Origin of the sequence: Cytophaga aurantiaca DSM 3654 (assembly GCF_000379725.1) — a bacterium.
GTDB lineage: Bacteria > Bacteroidota > Bacteroidia > Cytophagales > Cytophagaceae > Cytophaga > Cytophaga aurantiaca.
In genome coordinates, this window is sequence record NZ_KB903654.1 from 185,955 (window position 1) to 205,519 (window position 19,565).

Genomic DNA, 19,565 nt, shown 5'->3' on the forward strand with positions numbered 1-19,565 from the left:
GCAGTCATCACAACACTCAACGGATTCGTTGTGCCTGTGGCATCACCGCTCCAGCCCGTAAAGGTATAGCCAGTAGCAGGTGTTGCGGTTAAGGTTTGTGTGGTAGCGGAGTTAAACGTACCGGAAGATGGACTCACTGTTCCTGAGCCAACAATAGTTGTAGTAAGTGTATAGGTTGTTGTCGCATCGGTACAGGTAGGTGTTGTACTAAATGCCATCTGTGCTGCTGTAAAGTTTGTAAACGTTGGATTAATATCTACGTTCGAAACATCGGTTGCTCCTTTTCCATCACACTCCGTTCTGCCATTTCTATAGTATGGAGCCTGCATGTATACACCCGAAGCACAGCTAGGTACTTCTGCATCACCTCCTACTACAACTGTACCGGAGTATGTTGCTGCCCAACACATGGCATTTCCTTTTAGATTTGCGGTATTGGTTACCGTTCCGCCTTCCATCCAGGCATTTCCCTCAACAATTGCATTGCCTGATATCGTTGCATTGTATACATACGCATTACCACGGATGATCGCGCTTCCACTGATATTTCCTCCTTCAACTGTTGCGTAATCTTCCACACGAACAGTTCCTGTAAGTGTACCGCCTTTAACAATTGCATACGGACCAACATATACGGTTGATGCAACACTTGCATTGTTAGAGATCCAGCCCCCTCCGTTCGGATGAATCTTTCCGTTTGTTTTTAAAAACTTTCTGAATTCTGTTGCAGCTTGAAAACCTTCCGGAACAGCATTTGCAATATTAATTTCATAGGGGTATCTCCGTTGTTTCGGATAACCCACATCCATGTTGTAATTGACATGTACTTTCGGTGCAGAATACACAACCAAATAAATATTTGTTTCAGTTGCCGTATTCAAGGTGAAGGATGCTTCGCCATCACCTGTAGACATTGAGCTATAACGGGATATTGTACCATCTGCTTTTGTTGTTACAAAACCATATCTCCATCCGGCCTGGGTAGTATTTACTTCTGTGTGCCCTTTGAATTTAATTGTAACTTTCTTTTCCGTACCTGTACATGTAGGATAAAGTGGAATGATATTCATCCCATAATCCTGCGGCGCCCAGTCGTCGTTGGTATAATACTGATCGGTTGTACCCGCAACTTTTGTAAGCAAAGTAAATTGTCGGCTTACATAACGCGGCATATTGCTTTTGATGAATTGGTGTACTTCACGGATCTTCGCACCAAAATTCTTTGTTGCAGTAATCTGATCGTTCCATTGGATCGGATAATCAAAGGCAGGCTGACGTTGTGCATAGCCCCACAAATAATCGTTAAGCTGTTCTTGTGTAAAACCTTTTAAGCGTTTAATGGTTTCAAGAGGATGTTCCTGATACTTTGACTCAGCCCACATTCTTCTGGTGAAATCGAATCCTTCTTTTTCCTGAACATAAAACAACAAATGATAATTGGTATAATGGTGACGGTTTGAAGACCACATAAAATGACGTGTTTGCAGCCAACGTGTTAAGGTGCCATCTGTATCGGCCCATTGCGGATATGCCATAGCACGCATGTAATTGGCATGACCTTCGAAAAACGGACCGGCCCAATCATACCCTGCAAAAGCTGTTTGATTTCCCGGATTTTCCTGAATACGCATCATCATCTGAAGTGTGTGCGCAAATTCATGACTCAGTGCACCTCCGTCTTTAGTTGCCTGCGGATGTACAAACATGGCTCCGATGGTATTGCTGAACGAGCTGGCAGCAGCAAAGCCCGTTAAACGTGTATCTGTGGACGTCCAGGTATTCATCATCATGATCATGATCTTATACTTCCCGAAATTGGTAGTCGGAGCATTATTGATAAAATGCAGATCGGTAATGTAGCGTTTGAAAATGTATTCCAATGTATCCGCTACCGACCTAGGAACGAAACGAAGGTCGGTATCTGCATACACAGATGGATCCGTTCCTACTTTATCTCCCCAATACAATACAAAGTTTGCAGATTCGTATTTACGGGTTTCTGAAACGTTATTGTAATATTCGCTGGCAGGATTATCAAATTCCGTTGGTCTAAAAACGGTTTTCTGTGCTGAAAGATTAAAAAAGATGCACATCAAAAAGATTACCAGTAGATGTTTTTTCATAAGCTATGTTACTGTTTTAAAAAGTTAGCGAAACGGTTCTACACATAAGACATATGGAAAATAAAAAGGTAACGATAGTTCGTTGTCAGTGGACAGTGGTCAGTAGGCAGAATTATCAAACAAATGATTTACAATATTTTAATCAAAATGACTTATAGAAACTAATCCCCGCTGCCCTAAATTTGGCACAGAGTGTTAAAAGCATAAATTTTATCAAAAATACATCTTTTTACCCATTTTTGTAATACAATTATATGACAAAAAAACACTTTTTGTCATATAATTGTATTACATTTATATTATATTTGTCTCACTATACTATTACAAATATGAAAAAGAACAAATTACAAATAGAACAATTAAGTCAAAAAATACAGGGTTTTGGATATCTTATTGAAACTACTAAACCAACAATAGGCTGGATAAAAACGATACGAACATCCCTAGGCATGTCTTTAGAACAGATTGGAAATAAATTAAACATAACACGACAAAGTGCCCAGAACCTAGAAAAGAGAGAGGCTGCAGGTGCAATAACGTTAAAGTCTTTAGAAGAAGCTGCAAATGCGTTAGACATGAAACTCGTTTATGCATTGGTACCCAAAGATGGTAGTATTGAAAAGTTAATAGAACGAAAAGCAAATCAACTAGCGGTAGAAATTGTAATGAGAACTTCAGGAACAATGAAGCTTGAGGATCAGGAAAACTCTCCGGAAAGAATTAAAAAAGCAATTGCAGAACGCACTTCTGAAATAATAGACGAATTACCTAAAATGCTATGGGATTAAATTTAGAATATCTTCCTGGCCAAACTCCTTTAGACGAGGAAGAAAAAGATGGTTTAAAGATTAAAACAATTGTAACGAAAGGAGAACTTGATGAATTCGAACAAAAGAATATTGAGCAAGCCATTCAGTGGACAATTGGCCGAAAGTATAAAATCGATAAAATAATTTCAGAATCATTTGTAAAATCACTGCATAAGCGCATGTACAGTGAGGTATGGATATGGGCGGGAAACTTTCGATCCACCAATAAAAATATAGGTGTTGATAGATGGCAAATCCCAACAGAACTTAGAAAATTATTAGATGACACTTTATTTTGGATCGAACATACATCTTTTTCAGAAGATGAAATTGCAATTCGTTTTAAACATAGAATCGTAAGCATTCATTGCTTTCCCAATGGCAACGGTAGACATAGCAGATTAATGGGAGATTTAATAGCAGAAAAAATTTTCAAGCGAAAAATATTTACCTGGGGACAGTTGAATGTATCAAAGACAAATGATATTAGAACGGAATACCTCAATGCGTTGAAAAAAGCTGACAAAGGGGATTATACAGATCTTATACATTTTGCTAGATCGTAATCTGTTTTTCGCGTGTTAATTCTATGTATAAATTAAAAACAAATTCAATCTATTATTTTTTCACCACTACAATTTAAAATACTACATTTATAATGAACTCAATGAAGATATTTTGAAAAATATATTAATTATAGACGACGAAGAAAAACTAAGAACCTTGCTTGCACGGATTATTGGTTTGGAAGGTTTTGAGGTACAACAAGCAGGCGATATTAAAACTGCATTAAAAAAATTAGAACAGATAGAAATTGATGTTGTACTCTGCGATGTAAAACTTCCGGATGGCAATGGCGTTGACACATGTAAAAAAATAAAAGAACTGTATCCATTCGTAGAAATCATTTTATTAACAGCATATGGAAATATTCCTGATGGTGTGCAGGCCATTAAAAATGGCGCCTTTGATTACATAACGAAAGGAGACGACAACAATAAAATCATTCCGTTGCTTTATCGTGCAATGGAAAAAGCTGCACTTGCAAAACGTGTTCAGCAATTAGAAAAACAACTGGGCGACAAACATTCCTTTGATAAAATCATCGGTAAATCAAAGGTTCTTATTCAAGCGATAGACTTAGCCAAGAAAGTTGCCAATACTGATACCACCGTTCTATTGACAGGCGAAACCGGAACAGGTAAAGAAGTATTTGCACAAGCCATTCATCAGGAAAGCAATCGAAGCAAACAAAATTTTGTTGCGATCAATTGTTCCGCATTCAGTACAGATCTTTTAGAAAGTGAAATGTTTGGGCATAAAGCCGGTTCATTTACCGGAGCTACGAAAGATCAAAAAGGTTTATTTGAAGAGGCTAACAATGGCACCATTTTTTTAGATGAAATTGGAGAAATGGCATTGAATTTACAGGCCAAATTACTCCGTGTAATTGAAACCGGAGAGTTTTTAAAAGTAGGTGAAAGCAAAGTCACAAAAGTGAATGTTCGTATTATTGCTGCGACAAACAGAGATCTGCAAAAAGAAATTGTAGCCGGACATTTCAGAGAAGATCTATTTTACCGCATCTCTGTTTTTCAAATTCAATTGCCGCCACTACGCGAAAGAGTCGTTGATATTGAGCTGCTGGCGTATCATTTTTTATACTTGTTCTCAAGCAAGACCAATAAAAAGATCAAACACATATCAAACGAATGCATAGAAGCACTTAAGCAACATGCATGGAATGGAAACATACGTGAGTTGAAAAACAGTATTGAGCGTGCTGTCATCCTATCAACCAGCGATGAAATTCAGTTGGATCAATTGCCGATTGAATTTCAACATCACTCTGTCAATAAGGATGGAAAACAGCTTTCCGCATTCGATCTGGCAAGTGCCGAAAAAATACACATCCAAAAAGTGTTGAATTATACGAATGGAAATAAAACAAAAGCAGCCGAATTATTAAATATTGCATTAACAACTCTTTATAGAAAACTAGAAGAATACAAAATAAGTTAAACATTATAAGAGTACTCTTTATACATAAACCTATGAGGTTTTCTAACTATCACCTACACTCAACCGAATTACACGTCCACTTGGTTACGAAACCTCATAGGTTTAACTACCATCATCCCCTCCCTAGCGAAACGATAGTGCAAACCCTTTCAAAATGAAAGGGTTTTTTATTGCCCTATTTTATAAATAAAAGTCAAATCACATTCTAACAATACATTAGCTGTTAATGATCAAAGATGGTATAGGAGTTGACAAAGATCATGTAGTTGACTAATCCATTAAACTACATTATTGAATAACTAAATACACAACACTATGATCACAGGCATTCTCATATCAACAGGCACCATTATGTATGCCTTCTTTTATGCATCCATTAACTGGTTTGAAAAAATCTAATCCTATGACAGCATTATTTATTATCGCACTTGCAGTATTTAGTTATATGTGCTACGTACTACTTAAACCTGAAAAATTCTAATCTTATGAATACTGAAATCTCCGGTATACTCTTGATGTATGCGCTCGTTATTGCGTTTGCTATTCCTTTAGGAAGATACATTGGTAAGATCTTCAACTACGAACATACGTGGTTGGATAGCATCTTCGATCCACTGGATAAGCTATTCTTTAAGCTTAGCGGCATTGATCCAAACGAAGAAATGAATTGGAAACAACATCTGATTGCCTTGCTTACCATCAATCTTGTATGGTTCATTGTGGCCATGCTGGTACTTACAAACATGAGCTGGCTGCCTTTAAATCCGGATGGTAATCCATCTATGAGTGGTGACTTGGCTTTTAATACCGCAGTAAGTTTTGTAACCAATACAAACCTGCAACACTATTCCGGTGAAAGCGGTCTCTCCTATTTGGGTCAATTAATATTGATGTTATGGCAGTTTATCAGTGCCGGAACAGGGATCGCAATTTGTGCTGTGGTGTTTGTTGCTATGAAAGAACGTACAGCCAACACCTTAGGTAACTTTTATTCCTTCTTTGTAAGAAGCTGTACACGTATCTTATTGCCTATCGCGTTTGTTGTCGCAATTCTTCTGGCATTCAATGGAATGCCTATGACGTTTGAAGGAAAAGATACCATGGTTACCCTTCAAGGAGATACCGTAGAAGTAAGCCGCGGTCCGGTTGCAGGCTTTGTTGCCATAAAACAACTCGGTACAAATGGAGGTGGTTTTTATGGACCAAACTCAGCTCATCCGCTGGAAAATCCAAGTTACTTCACAAACATCATTGAGAACTGTTCTATTTTCTTAATACCCATAGCAATGATTTTTGCCATGGGCTATGTGTTGAAACGAAAAAAGTTAGCATTTACTATTTATGGAGTAATGACATTGGGTTTCTTGCTCTTACTCGTACCAAGCATCGTTAGTGAAATGAATGGTAACCCTGCCATTACAGACTTAGCAATCGCTCAACCCATGGGAAGCATGGAAGGCAAAGAAGTTCGATTTGGCCCTGCTGCCTCTGCTAACTGGGCAGTTTACACAACCGTAACCAGTAACGGATCTGTGAATGCAATGCACGATAGTATGACTCCGCTTACAGGCATGTTTGCAATGTTAGGTATGATGATCAATTCATTTTACGGTGGTGTAGGTGTTGGCTTTCTCAACTTTTACATATTTATCATTCTAGCCGTTTTTATTAGTGGCTTAATGGTTGGAAGAACTCCTGAGTTTCTGGGTAAAAAGATTGAAGCCAAAGAAATGAAAATTGCAATGATCATTGCACTGCTTCACCCCTTACTTATCCTTACATCAACAGCAATTTCAAGTTATCTGTATGCTTCCAACCCTACAGAATATGCAGGCTGGTTAGCTAATCCTGGTTACCATGGTTTTAGTGAAATGTTGTATGAGTTCACATCTTCTTCAGCAAATAATGGAAGTGGTTTTGAAGGCCTGGGAGACAACACTCCTTTCTGGAACATCGCTTGTGGACTGGTTATGCTGATGGCACGTTACCTTCCGATAATCGGACCGGTTGCTATTGCAGGAATTCTTGCAAGTAAAAAATACATTCCGGAAAGTAACGGAACATTAAAGACAGATACACCAACATTTGGTTTGATGGTATTCGCTGTAATTGCATTGGTAGCCGCTTTAGCGTTCTTCCCTGCACTTACCTTAGGCCCGATTGCTGAATATTTCTCCATGATTTAATCGTACAGAAAATGACAAAGTCACATACATCGTTGTTTCAAAAAGAGTTGATGCAGGAAGCATTTAAACAATCGTTTGTAAAACTCAATCCTAAAATTATGTTCCGTAATCCTGTAATGTTTACAGTAGAAATCGGAACAGCGGTAATGTTTGCTGTATGTCTCTGGATCTTATCCGGCGAAGCATCACAGGGAAGCTTTACCTATAACTTTATTGTATTCCTTGTTTTATTACTCACCTTGTTGTTTGCCAATTTTGCAGAAGCCATAGCAGAAGCAAGAGGAAAAGCACAAGCAGACAGTCTGCGTAAAACACGGGAAGAGACACCTGCGAAATTAGCAAACGGACAAATCATCTCTTCCTCCCAATTAAAAAAAGGAGATGTATTTATCTGCGAAGCAGGTGATATTATTGCAACCGATGGTGAAATCATTGAAGGACTAGCAACGATTGATGAAAGCGCCATTACAGGAGAAAGTGCCCCGGTAATTCGCGAATCCGGTGGCGATAAAAGTTCGGTTACGGGTGGTACTAAAGTTTTGTCGGACAAAATAAAAGTGCAGGTAACAACCGAACCAGGCGAAAGTTTCTTAGATAAAATGATTGCATTGGTAGAAGGTGCAAGTCGTCAAAAAACGCCTAACGAAATTGCTTTAACAATTCTGTTGGCTGGTTTTACCTTGGTCTTTATCATTGTAACCATTACATTAAAACCTTTTGCTGATTATGCAAACACCCCCATTACCATTGCTGCATTTATTTCATTGTTTGTTTGTTTGATACCAACTACCATTGGCGGTTTGCTTTCTGCTATTGGTATCGCAGGCATGGATCGGGCATTGCGGGCAAATGTAATTACCAAGAGTGGTAAAGCTGTTGAAACAGCCGGTGATATAGACGTGTTGCTGTTAGACAAAACAGGGACCATCACCATTGGCAATCGAAAAGCGACGCATTTTTATCCAAGTAACGGTGTGGATGAAAAGTATTTTATTACCTGCGCTGCACTCAGTTCTATGAGCGATGAAACACCGGAAGGGAAATCCATTATTGAATTAGCCGGAGTAAATCCTTCAAGTTATAATATTGAAAATCCGCGTTTCATAAAATTCACGGCAGAAACAAGATGTTCAGGGATTGATTATGAAAATACACGCATTCGCAAAGGTGCTGCAGATGCCATCAAACGTTTGGCTGAAAAGGAAGGAAATACGTATTCAGCAGAAACCATTGAACGTGTAACCGCAATTTCAAGTAATGGCGGAACACCTTTGGTCATTTCGGTCAATGAAAAAATAATTGGTGTTATTGAATTGCAGGATATCATCAAACCCGGTATACAAGAACGTTTTGAACGTCTGCGTAAAATGGGAATTAAAACTGTAATGGTAACGGGCGACAATCCATTAACAGCAAAATTCATTGCAGAGAAAGCAGGTGTAGATGATTTTATTGCGGAAGCAAAGCCGGAAGATAAAATGAACTACATCAAAAAAGAACAATCAGAAGGCCGTCTTGTAGCTATGATGGGCGATGGCACAAACGATGCTCCTGCCCTTGCACAGGCAGATGTGGGTGTGGCGATGAACAGCGGAACACAGGCAGCAAAAGAAGCCGGCAATATGGTTGACTTAGATAATGATCCAACAAAACTGATCGAGATCGTTGAGATCGGTAAGCAGTTATTGATGACCCGAGGAACGCTAACAACCTTCAGCATTGCAAATGATGTTGCTAAATATTTTGCCATCATTCCAGCACTGTTTATTGTAGCCATTCCTTCATTACAAGGTTTAAATATCATGAAGCTGCACAGCCCGGAAAGTGCGATCCTTTCAGCGGTTATCTTCAATGCCATTATCATTCCGTTCCTGATTCCATTGGCATTGAAAGGTGTTGCTTACAAACCCATTGGCGCAAGTGCGCTGCTTCGTAGAAACCTATTGATCTATGGCCTAGGTGGTGTACTTATACCCTTCGTCGGTATCAAAGCAATTGATCTGATTGTTTCTTTATTCATTTAAATAAAAAACTATTATGAAATCGAATCTACTTCCTGCCATAAAACTTACGCTTGTTAGCCTGGTATTCTTTATGGGCATATACACATTGGTCGTATATGGCATCGCACAACTCGCTCCAAATAAAGGTAAAGGTTTTATCATTGTGCACAAAGATAAAACCTATTACAGCAACATTGGACAAGCCTTTACAGACGACATGTATTTTAATTCAAGACCATCTGCAGTGGGTTATAATGCGGCTGGCTCAGGCGGCAGCAATAAAGGTCCAAGCAATCCCGACTATTTAAAAGAAGTACAGGCACGCATTGATACCTTTCTGGTTCATAATCCAGGTGTCAGCAAATCAGAGATCCCATCTGATCTGGTAACAGCAAGCGGAAGCGGGTTAGATCCGAATATTTCTTTGCAGGCCGCAAAAGTGCAAGTGAAACGTATTGCAAAGATCCGTCACATTTCAGAAGAACGATTAATACAATTAATTGACGAACAAACTGAAAAGCCCTTGCTTGGATTATTCGGCACAGAAAAAATAAATGTACTGAAACTCAACATTGCCTTAGATGATTTAAAATAACAGTACACGTGCAAAATATCTTTAAAGTTATATATGTAAGTGTATGCATACTTATAGGTGCAACACATACGCTACAAGCGCAGGTAACGGATCAAACACAAAGGACCGAATCCGATACCATACCTGAAACCAGATTGTTAAATCAAATGACCAACCATCTAACAATATCGGGCTACATTGAAGCCTATTATGGATATGACTTTAGTAATACTGGAAATCATACAAGACCAAGTTTTGTTTACTCGTATAACAGGCACAACGAAGTAAACATCAATCTTGGTTTTATAAAAGCAGCGTATGCAACAGACAAGGTACGGGCAAACATTGCACTCATGACGGGTACTTATGCAAATGCCAATCTTGCAGCTGAACCAGGTGTATTAAAAAACATCTTTGAAGCGAATGTTGGTGCGAAGATCTCAAAAAGAAAAAACCTTTGGGTTGATGCAGGTGTATTTGCATCGCACATAGGTTTTGAAAGTGCCATAGGTAAAGATTGCTGGAATTTAACACGTAGTATGCTGGCAGACAATTCGCCTTATTATGAAAGTGGTGTAAAAGTATCCTACACGAGTGATAACGAAAAGTGGTTTGTGAGTGGATTGGTCTTAAACGGATGGCAGCGCATTCAACGTGTTGATGGCAATAACACACCTGCGCTTGGACATCAGCTTACCTATAAACCCACATCAAAGATCACATTAAACAGTAGTTCCTTTGTGGGTAGCGATACACCGGATAGCAGCAGACAAATGCGTTATTTTCATAATCTCTACGGCATCTTTCAGCTTCACGAAAAATTCGGAATTATATTGGGTTTTGATATTGGCGTTCAACAAAAATCAAAAGGAAGCAGTGCGTATAATACATGGTTCTCTCCTGTTGTACAGGCAAGATACAACCTATCTTCCAGGTCAACGATTGCTGCAAGGCTCGAATATTACAGCGATGTCAATGGTGTAATTATTTCTACCGGTACACCACATGGATTTCAAACCTATGGCTACTCGCTTAATCTCGATTACAAAATTGCTGAAAACGTAGTCTGGCGGACGGAAGGAAAAGTTTTCAGCAGTACCGATAAAATATTTATATTGGATAATGAGCCCAACAATAATAATTACGTACTAACAACATCCTTAGCCGTATCTTTCTAAATGAGTGAAAAAGATAAAACCGTACAGCACTTTCTCGATTTAATTAAAAAGTCGAGGAAAGGTAAATTTAAAATCTACATCGGCATGAGTGCCGGTGTAGGTAAATCATACCGTATGCTGCAGGAAGCACATGCCTTATTGAAAAATGGTATTGATGTAAAGATCGGTTTTATCGAAACACATAATCGAAAAGAAACACATGCTCTGCTAGAAGGACTTCCGGTAATACCAAGACGAACCTTATTTTATAAAGGAAAAGAACTGGAAGAAATGGATGTGCAGGCCATTATTAATGTTCGTCCGGAGGTGGTTATTGTTGATGAACTTGCTCACACAAATATTGAGGGAAGTAAAAATGAAAAACGCTGGCAGGATGTAATCGAAATTTTAGAAGCAGGTATCAATGTCATTTCAGCAGTAAACATTCAGCATATTGAAAGCCTGAATGAAGAAGTAAAAACCATTACCGGAATTGAAGTTAAAGAACGTATCCCTGACAGCATCTTAACACTAGCAGATGAAGTTGTAAACATTGATTTAACAGCCGATGAATTGATCATCCGATTAAAGGAAGGTAAAATATACAAGCAAGAAAAAATACAAGCTGCTTTACAGAATTTCTTCAAGAGCGATCATATTTTACAACTGCGAGAATTGGCGCTCAAAGAAGTTGCATCGCAGGTTGAACGAAAAGTTGAAACGGAAGTAACAAAAACACAAGCCATTAAACACGAACGTTTTTTAGCTTGCATCAGCAGTAATGATCATACAGCGAAGGTCGTTATTCGTAAAACAGCACGACTGGCAAATTACTTCCACAGCAAATGGTATGTATTGTATGTACAAATGCCGAATGAACATGCCGACAAAATAGCATTAGATAAGCAGCGTCATTTAATAAATAACTTTAAATTAGCTACGGAGTTAGGAGCAGAAATCATCAAAATTGAAAGTACTTCCATCTCCAAAACAATCGTTAGTCAAGCCATTGAACGAAACATAACCACTATTTGTATAGGTAAACCCCATTTAAACATGTTCAAAATTATCTGGAGAACCAACTTATTAAATACACTTTTTAAAAAGCTATCTTCGAACAATATTGATCTAGTAATTTTATCATAACAATGAAAATAAAAACAAAACTAACCTTAGGCGTTGGACTGTTGTTCTTACTCATTATTTTATTGAGTGCTGTTGGAACCAGATACATCAATGCACTAAAGTCAGATACGGAAAACATTTTGGTTGCCAATTACAATTCTTTAGAGTACGCGCGTTTCATGTTGAGTTCCTTAGAAGAACAAGGTACTGAAGCAATCTCTATGTTCGAAAATAATTTAACGAAGCAAGAAGCAAACCTAACGGAAACAGGAGAAAAAAGTGTTACGACAGAAATACGAAATCTGTACAACCAATATAAAATCAACAGATCCGATAGTACGTTATTGCCACAGATCCGTCATGGCATTTATAAAATAATGGATCTGAATATGCAGGGAATCCAACGCAAAAGTGAGGTGGCTAAGTCTACCGCCAACAAAGCGATCTTCTGGATTGCTGTTACAGGTACACTTTGCTTTGTGATCGCATTTACCTTATTGATCAATTTACCTTCTAACATTGCCAATCCGATCAAGGAGCTTACCGAAAGCATTCGACAGATCGCTGAAAAAAAATATTCTGAACGTGTACATTTTGAGGGCCATGATGAATTTGGAGAACTCGCCAAATCCTTTAATACCATGGCGGAGAAATTAGAAGAATACAACAGCAGCAATCTGGCAGGGCTGATGATGGAGAAAAAACGTATTGAAAGTCTTATTAACAACATGTACGACCCGGTGATCGGTCTGGACGAAAATCTAAAAATACTTTTTGCAAATGAACAAGCCATCAAAATCATTGGCATTCCACAAGACGAACTTATCGGGCACTATACACAGGATCTTTCAATAAAAAATGATCTGGTACGAACACTTGTACAAGATCTGATGGTTGCAGAAAACACTCCGTCAAATAAAGCCATACCTATTAAAATTTATTCGAATAACAAAGAAGGGTATTTTGAAAAAGAAATCCTGCACATCTCCGTCACTCCTACCGGCGAAGAAGTCAAACAATTGATCGGCCATGTTATTATTCTACGAAATATTACGGAATACAAGGAATTGGATTTTGCTAAAACAAATTTCATTGCAACGGTTTCCCATGAATTCAAAACACCTATCTCTTCTATTAAAATGAGTTTGCAATTACTGGAAAACAAACAGGTAGGTACACTCAATGAAGAACAAACAAACTTATTAGAAAGTATTAAAGAGGATGCCAACCGCTTGCTTAAAATCACTGGTGAACTGTTAAATATGACACAGGTTGAAAGCGGAAACATTCAGTTATCCATTCTGCCAAATGATCCGAAAGAGATTTTGATGTATGCTGTCAATGCTACAAAAACACAGGCCGAACAGAAACACATCACACTTGAGATTACATCACCGGACAATATTCCACATGTACTTGCCGACAATGAGAAGACAGCCTGGGTGCTGATCAACTTATTATCAAATGCCATTCGCTATTCGTACGATAACTCTACCATTCAATTATCGATTGTATCGCGTGACGATAAAGTAACAATATCTGTAAAAGATACCGGACAAGGCATCGCGTCTCAATACAAAGACAAAATATTCAACCGGTACTTTCGTGTACCCGGAACAAAAAAAGAAGGTACCGGACTTGGCCTAGCTATCAGCAAAGAATTTATTGAAGCACAAGGCGGCTCCATCTCCGTTGACAGTGAATTTGGGAGCGGTAGCACGTTTACGATCGCTTTGCTGGTGGTCAATGGACAGTAGCCAGTGGACAGTTGTCAGATAAGCGGATTACAAATCCTTTTTATCTGGCTTCCGGATTACAAATCCGGAAGAGCTGAGGACTACTAAATGGAAAGCGGCTGTTATCACTACGCTAATACAGGCTCAGATATGTGTTTGTTTTATTCCACAGTGAAAACCATGGTCTATGCAAATCAGTAAATTATTAAGCACGCCCTACTGACAACTTTCCATTGATTACTGACCACTGTTTACTGACAACTTAAAGATGTTTCGGTTTTAAGCCTTGTGCTGCTCGTTCTACAATTTCAGTGATACGTTTTTGTCGGGTCTCTTCACGTTTGGCAGACACTACCCAGTATAGAATCATTTTACGTACAGATTTGCTTAGACTTAAAAAATAGTCTTTAGAACCCTTGTGAGCCTTAAATGCTTTACCGAGGTCTATTGGTATGGTTAACTCTTCTACTTCGTCTAAAATGACCCAGGAACCGTTTTGTTTCGCTTTCTCAATACTCTCCAATCCTCTCTCGGTCATGAGTCCGTCTTCAATGAGCTGCAGTACTTTCTCTTTGTTTACTTTCGACCAGGTACCTTTAGGCTTTCTCTGGCAGAAGAACTGAATAAAACTTTCTGCATCCAACGATTTACGTTTGCTGTCGATCCACCCAAAACACAAGGCCTCTTCAACTGCATCGCTCCAGCTGATGCTTGGCTTACCGGATTCTTTTTTATACAACAACAGCCACACGGATTGCTCTGAACGATGGTATTTACTTAACCATTGCCTCCATGCTTTCCGACTCTTCGGATAAAATGTTTTTATTTCTTCTGCGCTCATTTTTCATGCTTTGAACAAAAATAACATGTGCTTGTGACAACAGTATGTCAGTGCATACTAATACCTTACACAATTGGTTGGTGGCACTCGGAAATCAACAATACTCTTATTCAATATCCTGCCTCGCTAAACACCAACCAAGGCGGAATCACCAAAATCTTTTCAAGTTATTTTCTAAAGATACAATATGCTCTCCTTCAAAAGCCAACTCTTCAAAATCTTCGCTAGGTTTACCTTTAAAAAATATTTCATATTGATTTTCTGAAATTCTTTTTAACACCAACGTTGTTTCGGAAAGATTTTGATGATTGTACTCATAGAAACCTGTCATAAAATATGTATCAAGCAATGCTGTCATTTCACTTGTTTCCGGAACAGATAGAGTTATCGTTTCATTCTCTGTTGGAAAATTAGTGATCGGCATAAAAATTTCAATCATAGGTCCCCTTGAAGTTTTCAACTTACCATCAAACATATAATCAGTCTCACAGTGAATCCAAAGATTGAAAACCAATTTATCATTAAGTACAGAGATTGACAGTCTACTTTGACCAATCCGATATTCATCTATTTTATCTTTCCTGATAATTCTAAACATTTTTATTTATTCGGCTAAACTATTACTGTCCACTAACTTCCTATACGTCAAATATTCAGATAAATTCCAGGATAACCAACTTTTCTTTTCCCATTTATTTTTGAATTCATTTTTCCTCCATTCTATTGTTTGAATATACAATTCCGGAGTAAGATCATTTCGTTCAAGGGGGTATTTGTTGAATTGAAATTTCTGAATACGTTCAAGTTCAGCTATAGGAAGTTCAACAATGGGAAGCGTAGCATCCGATAAGTATGCTGCATACCGCATTTCATAATACGATTTACCTGCGTGTGCCACGTTATATTTTGCAATAATCACATCCCAGTTTATAAAGGAACTTACCAGCAGCAAGGCATATATCACCAGTACATTGTTTCTAAAAAGATAGAATGCAGATTTACGTTCTTTCACTTTTATAAATACCGTATACAAACCATAAATGGTTAAGAGTAAAAATATAAACAGTCCGATCCGTTTATGCGCTAATGAAAAGTAATGTACATACCAATAATTCCGTATGATCACAGAAACTGCCAATAACGTATTTTGTGCAAGCCATGCATAACACAATACTTTCAGGAGTTTATTCTTATGGAAAAAATTCAGAGAACCTCTGAAGAAGTACAATACCAGTGCGATCGAAAGCAATATTGAAAAGATCAGATACCAGGTTCCTTCGTGCACAAAACCTTTCAGCGCTTCATTCGCCCATTCAAAATTGAACCAGACAAAATAAATATCCAGTATATTCAGAACAAACAGCAATGCATTTAATGAAACAAAAAGAAAGATCGCAGACCGCAATTCATTTTTTAGTCCGATGTTATTGAAAGAACGTTTTTCTTTTCTTTTTATACGTTGCAGTTCCACATCCGACTGTGCATCATAACTGAGTATAGCGGCATTTTTTGATTGCTGCAAAATGAAATTACTTATTAACAATCCAACAATGAACGTGAAGACCAAAGAGAATTCAATATTTTCAAAAAAGATACTAAACCAATTTCCAATATATTTATTGATCGTTGAAACAATTTTATCAAACAGCGGATTGGAATTACTATAGATCAATACAAATATGCTGATGATAATAACAGGAAATAAAAAGATCCGGAACTTCCATACATACTTCCCCATGCTTTGAAATCTGGAGTTTCGCAGACTTGTAAAAAACAATTTCTGTCCGTCAAACATATTTACAAAAGCCAATCCAAACGACGATACAATTGACTTTACATTCGATTCTAAATGAACACCGATAAATAAGATCAATGCAATCGTATTCATCACATACACAAAATTGGAATATGTAATGATGGTAAAAATAGAAGACGAAACGAGCGCAACAGTACTGAATATAGAGAGTGCGTTTTTAGTTATTCTGCCACTTAGCCAGAAGTACAGCACCACCAGCGATTCAAAGATCAGCACATTTAAGCCGTTGGATTGTTTATAAAATAAAAGTGTGATCAGTATGGCACTAACCAGAGTGATTCTTTTCAGCGATGTCGTATTCATTTCAGGGGATTTTGAAAAGTAACGTTGAGGTTGCGGGATTATTTTAGTTTGTGGGGAATTGTTTAAAAGTATAGGATTGCAAATCAGGAATAGCTTATAACAACGAGTCAAAGACTCTAAATTATTTCTATCCGTAGAACGCTTCGCTAACTCTACGGATAGAAATGGTGGGGAATAAAATGTAGTCAAAGACTTCGGAATAATGGACACCAGTCCCAGCTTCGCTAAGACTGGCAATAGATAGCGTAGAATGATCCTACGAAAAATCTAAGAAGACCTGCTCACGCTTTTCATCGTATCACAGATACCCATCCTTTATACTTTCCTTTTACATTTTTTTTGTCTGTGTAGGTAATGTCATAATAATAAATACCGTCACTTACTTCTGAAGGATTCCATTTTATGTTGGTACTTGTATAGACCAATCCGCCCCACCTGTTATATATATTAAGTGTGACTTGTATGATATTTTCAAACACAAGAGGTTCAAACTGATCATTCATAAGATCTCCATTGGGTGTAATCAGTGTAGGCATCTGAACCCTTCCGTCACAATTTACTTTCGTAGCATTATAGGTAACCTGCAGGCTGCAGTTGTTTTGAAATTCTTCTATTTGATATGCACCCGTCTGATCGATCACAAAGAAATTCGTATCGATCACAGTTGTTTCTCCATTCACTTGTATTCTTATTGAGTCGGGATTCAAACGTGCTTTATATACAACGTTTCTATTATCACAAAAGGTAGAATCTAACGATGTTGTTACCACAGATTCAGTAACACTTACATCATCAATATAATAATAAGCAGCGCCGTCATATAGTTGAGGTACTACATCCCATTTGATGGTGCGGTCGTAGGTTTCAAAATTTCCGATTGTAATATATTCTTCGCCACCGACAGCTAAATAGTACCCTGAAATCGTTTCCCATTGCCCTAATACAGGCGGCCCCTTTGCTTTATCTCTAAAGATTTGTGGACTAACCTGTATCACTGCCGCAGTAGTCATTACCTTATCTTTTGATAGAGATAATCCAAGATTAGATACAGCCCATTTGGTTTTCGGACCATTCGCGACACTTACTTTAAAGTAGATATAATACAACTGACAGGCCTTTAAGGGTTCTGCAAGTTTTACACTTATATATTCTCTGATAACGGAGTTACTGCTCCCCCAAGAGTTATCCCATGCACGAATGCCTACATAGTTTGTCCCTGTAGCTGCATACTGAAAGCCAAAGTTCTGCGAATTATCCGGTGTTGAATACCATCCTGCAAGTCCGCAGGGAGTAAAAAAGTCTGTTGTCTGCCCATTGGGAGAATACCAATCTGTTGTAAACAACTGTCCCTGCATAACTGGACAAGGTCCTGTGTTATTTTCAAAACTATAATTTGGTACAAGGTTCTGAGCTGATGAAACAAATGTATACGTAAAGCACATGCTGCAGAAAAGAATCAATCGAAAAAGCATTGTGTGAAAAGTTTAAGAGATTTCTTTAAACAAAATAGCTCATTTATTAAATATATACCGCTTCGTTTTTGAATATTTTACATTGTGCTGTATATAATCACTATATCTAGTGATTGTAAGCATTGTCTGTATAGCTCCATATTTTGAAGCATACCAGTCTATAAGATCTGTTTTTGCAACAAAGGCCAGATATCCTTTATAATCTACGGTGAGCTTAACTTAATTTACTCAATATAAATTTACTCTTCCTTTTTCTCGATTACTACGACCTTTTTCGAAATATCAATATCTCCAATATGAAATATCATCTTACTTATTCCAAGAGCCCAAATGATACACGTAAATACCAATATCTTTTTTGCAGTGAGCTGTTTAAAGAAATGAGGTAATAAGAAAACCATTAAGAGAGCATTCAACATAAGCGAAAATACCACCAAGCCAATCATTGAATTTGTCACGTCTCTGATTACGACAGACTCGCTTGGATCATTCTCATTGACATACACTTCAACGACCTTCGCACTATATAGACTATCATACAATGCTCCGTATTTTTCCAAATTATTTTTTCCACTATAAAATGAAACGGAGTTTCCGATAAAAAATTTCGCACCAACAAAATATTCATATTTAACATTCACATCATACCTAGCGGATCCATTTCTACCATTGCTGGAATACTGTTCAGCAAAAAGCATATTGGCATGTGTAGGCTTCCAGTTTTTTGCTTCACTTACTTTGTAAAATTTATATGTAACAAAAAATAATGAACCAAATCCACCGATAACGAATGGAAGAAAAAATAATACCATGCAACCTAGTCCGAGCTTATGTTTTTTTAGATCACCAAATTTTCCACCTTTTTTTTGATCGTTGCTATTATCCGAATTTGAAGTTACCTCTGTATTCACAGTCCTATTTTAATCTGTAATGCCTATTATATTTTAGAAGCAATGTAATTAAAAAGTACACTGCAAAAAGCTAATATGGACAAACCTAAAAATATATACGACCAGACTTTCATTGGGATAAAAAACAATTCATGTTCAAGAAATAATCTCGCCTTGTTCCCGTCTCTGTCAATATAATAATCTTCGCATGTTAAATACGTCCATATAGAAGTTAACAAACATGCGACACCAAGTACAAATACAAAATCCATTTTAAGGAAAATCCCACCAAGAATCACTGATCCGACAAAACAAACGATGAAGTAAAGTATTATAAGAATTCCTTTACCTTTCCATATTATAAGCATACTAAAATTAATTTGTTTTTATACAAGCTATTAAATGTCTGGTTTATTTCAAAATAACTTTATGGTGCAACAGCAGCAACTCCTCTCCGAAATAATAAAGCCTGCCGAATAACATTCAACAGGCCTTATTTTATCTGTAG

16 protein-coding genes are annotated in these 19,565 nt (G+C 37.6%); 9 read left to right on the plus strand and 7 right to left on the minus strand.

The genetic code is table 11. The annotated features are described in order from the left end of the window. A partial coding sequence (locus A3EE_RS20705; protein WP_018344077.1) for a DUF6055 domain-containing protein occupies positions 1-2,123 on the minus strand: 2,123 nt, incomplete at its 3' end. Positions 2,124-2,452: 329 nt separating this feature from the next. Here A3EE_RS20705 and A3EE_RS0114025 point away from each other — a divergent pair. The 9 genes from A3EE_RS0114025 to A3EE_RS0114065 all read left to right on the plus strand — a co-directional run bounded on the left by A3EE_RS0114025 (position 2,453) and on the right by A3EE_RS0114065 (position 13,756). After that, positions 2,453-2,911 (plus strand): mobile mystery protein A, encoded by a 459-nt coding sequence (locus A3EE_RS0114025; RefSeq protein ID WP_018344078.1) that lies wholly within the window; start codon positions 2,453-2,455, stop codon positions 2,909-2,911. Continuing rightward, entirely contained in the window at positions 2,902-3,498 is a 597-nt protein-coding gene (locus A3EE_RS0114030; RefSeq protein WP_018344079.1) for a mobile mystery protein B, read from the plus strand. The genes A3EE_RS0114025 and A3EE_RS0114030 overlap by 10 nt, the downstream gene beginning before the upstream one ends. A gap of 112 nt (positions 3,499-3,610) precedes the next feature. Then, positions 3,611-4,954 (plus strand): sigma-54-dependent transcriptional regulator, encoded by a 1,344-nt coding sequence (locus tag A3EE_RS0114035; protein WP_018344080.1) that lies wholly within the window; start codon positions 3,611-3,613, stop codon positions 4,952-4,954. Positions 4,955-5,439: 485 nt separating this feature from the next. Next, complete coding sequence (kdpA, locus tag A3EE_RS0114040; protein ID WP_018344081.1) at positions 5,440-7,140, plus strand: potassium-transporting ATPase subunit KdpA; 1,701 nt, start codon at positions 5,440-5,442, stop codon at positions 7,138-7,140. Between the two features lie 11 nt (positions 7,141-7,151). Beyond that, the gene (gene kdpB, locus A3EE_RS0114045) at positions 7,152-9,164 is read left to right on the plus strand and encodes a potassium-transporting ATPase subunit KdpB (protein WP_018344082.1); all 2,013 of its coding nucleotides are present in this window, start codon (positions 7,152-7,154) and stop codon (positions 9,162-9,164) included. A gap of 13 nt (positions 9,165-9,177) precedes the next feature. Next, entirely contained in the window at positions 9,178-9,738 is a 561-nt protein-coding gene (locus A3EE_RS0114050; protein ID WP_018344083.1) for a K(+)-transporting ATPase subunit C, read from the plus strand. An 8-nt stretch (positions 9,739-9,746) separates the two neighbouring features. Further along, positions 9,747-10,895, plus strand: coding sequence for a porin (locus A3EE_RS0114055; RefSeq protein ID WP_018344084.1), 1,149 nt, complete (start codon positions 9,747-9,749; stop codon positions 10,893-10,895). After that, positions 10,896-12,020 carry a histidine kinase gene (locus A3EE_RS0114060; RefSeq protein ID WP_018344085.1) on the plus strand — a complete coding sequence of 375 codons (1,125 nt, stop codon included), beginning with the start codon at positions 10,896-10,898 and terminating at the stop codon, positions 12,018-12,020. It begins immediately after the preceding gene. Between the two features lie 2 nt (positions 12,021-12,022). Beyond that, positions 12,023-13,756: a sensor histidine kinase gene (locus A3EE_RS0114065; protein ID WP_018344086.1), complete on the plus strand. Its 1,734-nt coding sequence runs from the start codon at positions 12,023-12,025 to the stop codon at positions 13,754-13,756. 241 nt (positions 13,757-13,997) lie between these two features. Here the strand turns inward: A3EE_RS0114065 and A3EE_RS0114070 are convergent, their stop codons facing one another. The 6 genes from A3EE_RS0114070 to A3EE_RS0114095 all read right to left on the minus strand — a co-directional run bounded on the left by A3EE_RS0114070 (position 13,998) and on the right by A3EE_RS0114095 (position 19,425). Beyond that, on the minus strand, positions 13,998-14,576 hold the full coding sequence (locus A3EE_RS0114070) for a YdeI/OmpD-associated family protein (protein WP_018344087.1): 579 nt from the start codon (positions 14,574-14,576) through the stop codon (positions 13,998-14,000). A 148-nt stretch (positions 14,577-14,724) separates the two neighbouring features. Continuing rightward, positions 14,725-15,174, minus strand: a complete 450-nt coding sequence (locus A3EE_RS0114075; RefSeq protein WP_157447032.1) for a hypothetical protein — start codon at positions 15,172-15,174, stop codon at positions 14,725-14,727. A gap of 6 nt (positions 15,175-15,180) precedes the next feature. Continuing rightward, complete coding sequence (locus A3EE_RS0114080; protein WP_018344089.1) at positions 15,181-16,695, minus strand: DUF4153 domain-containing protein; 1,515 nt, start codon at positions 16,693-16,695, stop codon at positions 15,181-15,183. Between the two features lie 290 nt (positions 16,696-16,985). Then, positions 16,986-18,167 carry a T9SS type B sorting domain-containing protein gene (locus tag A3EE_RS0114085; RefSeq protein ID WP_083921277.1) on the minus strand — a complete coding sequence of 394 codons (1,182 nt, stop codon included), beginning with the start codon at positions 18,165-18,167 and terminating at the stop codon, positions 16,986-16,988. A gap of 239 nt (positions 18,168-18,406) precedes the next feature. Then, positions 18,407-19,078 carry a DUF3592 domain-containing protein gene (locus A3EE_RS0114090; protein WP_018344091.1) on the minus strand — a complete coding sequence of 224 codons (672 nt, stop codon included), beginning with the start codon at positions 19,076-19,078 and terminating at the stop codon, positions 18,407-18,409. A 26-nt stretch (positions 19,079-19,104) separates the two neighbouring features. Further along, positions 19,105-19,425, minus strand: a complete 321-nt coding sequence (locus A3EE_RS0114095) for a hypothetical protein (protein ID WP_018344092.1) — start codon at positions 19,423-19,425, stop codon at positions 19,105-19,107. Positions 19,426-19,565: the final 140 nt, after the last annotated feature.

What these genes read in the sequence shown, in the direction of transcription:
- kdpB (WP_018344082.1), top strand. Translation starts at nt 7,152, where the DNA reads ATGACAAAGTCACATACATCGTTGTTTCAAAAAGAGTTGATGCAGGAA.
- A3EE_RS0114060 (WP_018344085.1), top strand. Translation starts at nt 10,896, where the DNA reads ATGAGTGAAAAAGATAAAACCGTACAGCACTTTCTCGATTTAATTAAA.
- A3EE_RS0114070 (WP_018344087.1), bottom strand. Translation starts at nt 14,576, where the DNA reads ATGAGCGCAGAAGAAATAAAAACATTTTATCCGAAGAGTCGGAAAGCA.
- kdpA (WP_018344081.1), top strand. Translation starts at nt 5,440, where the DNA reads ATGAATACTGAAATCTCCGGTATACTCTTGATGTATGCGCTCGTTATT.
- A3EE_RS0114050 (WP_018344083.1), top strand. Translation starts at nt 9,178, where the DNA reads ATGAAATCGAATCTACTTCCTGCCATAAAACTTACGCTTGTTAGCCTG.
- A3EE_RS0114080 (WP_018344089.1), bottom strand. Translation starts at nt 16,695, where the DNA reads ATGAATACGACATCGCTGAAAAGAATCACTCTGGTTAGTGCCATACTG.
- A3EE_RS0114095 (WP_018344092.1), bottom strand. Translation starts at nt 19,425, where the DNA reads ATGCTTATAATATGGAAAGGTAAAGGAATTCTTATAATACTTTACTTC.
- A3EE_RS0114065 (WP_018344086.1), top strand. Translation starts at nt 12,023, where the DNA reads ATGAAAATAAAAACAAAACTAACCTTAGGCGTTGGACTGTTGTTCTTA.
- A3EE_RS0114025 (WP_018344078.1), top strand. Translation starts at nt 2,453, where the DNA reads ATGAAAAAGAACAAATTACAAATAGAACAATTAAGTCAAAAAATACAG.
- A3EE_RS0114075 (WP_157447032.1), bottom strand. Translation starts at nt 15,174, where the DNA reads ATGTTTAGAATTATCAGGAAAGATAAAATAGATGAATATCGGATTGGT.
- A3EE_RS0114030 (WP_018344079.1), top strand. Translation starts at nt 2,902, where the DNA reads ATGGGATTAAATTTAGAATATCTTCCTGGCCAAACTCCTTTAGACGAG.
- A3EE_RS0114085 (WP_083921277.1), bottom strand. Translation starts at nt 18,167, where the DNA reads ATGCTTTTTCGATTGATTCTTTTCTGCAGCATGTGCTTTACGTATACA.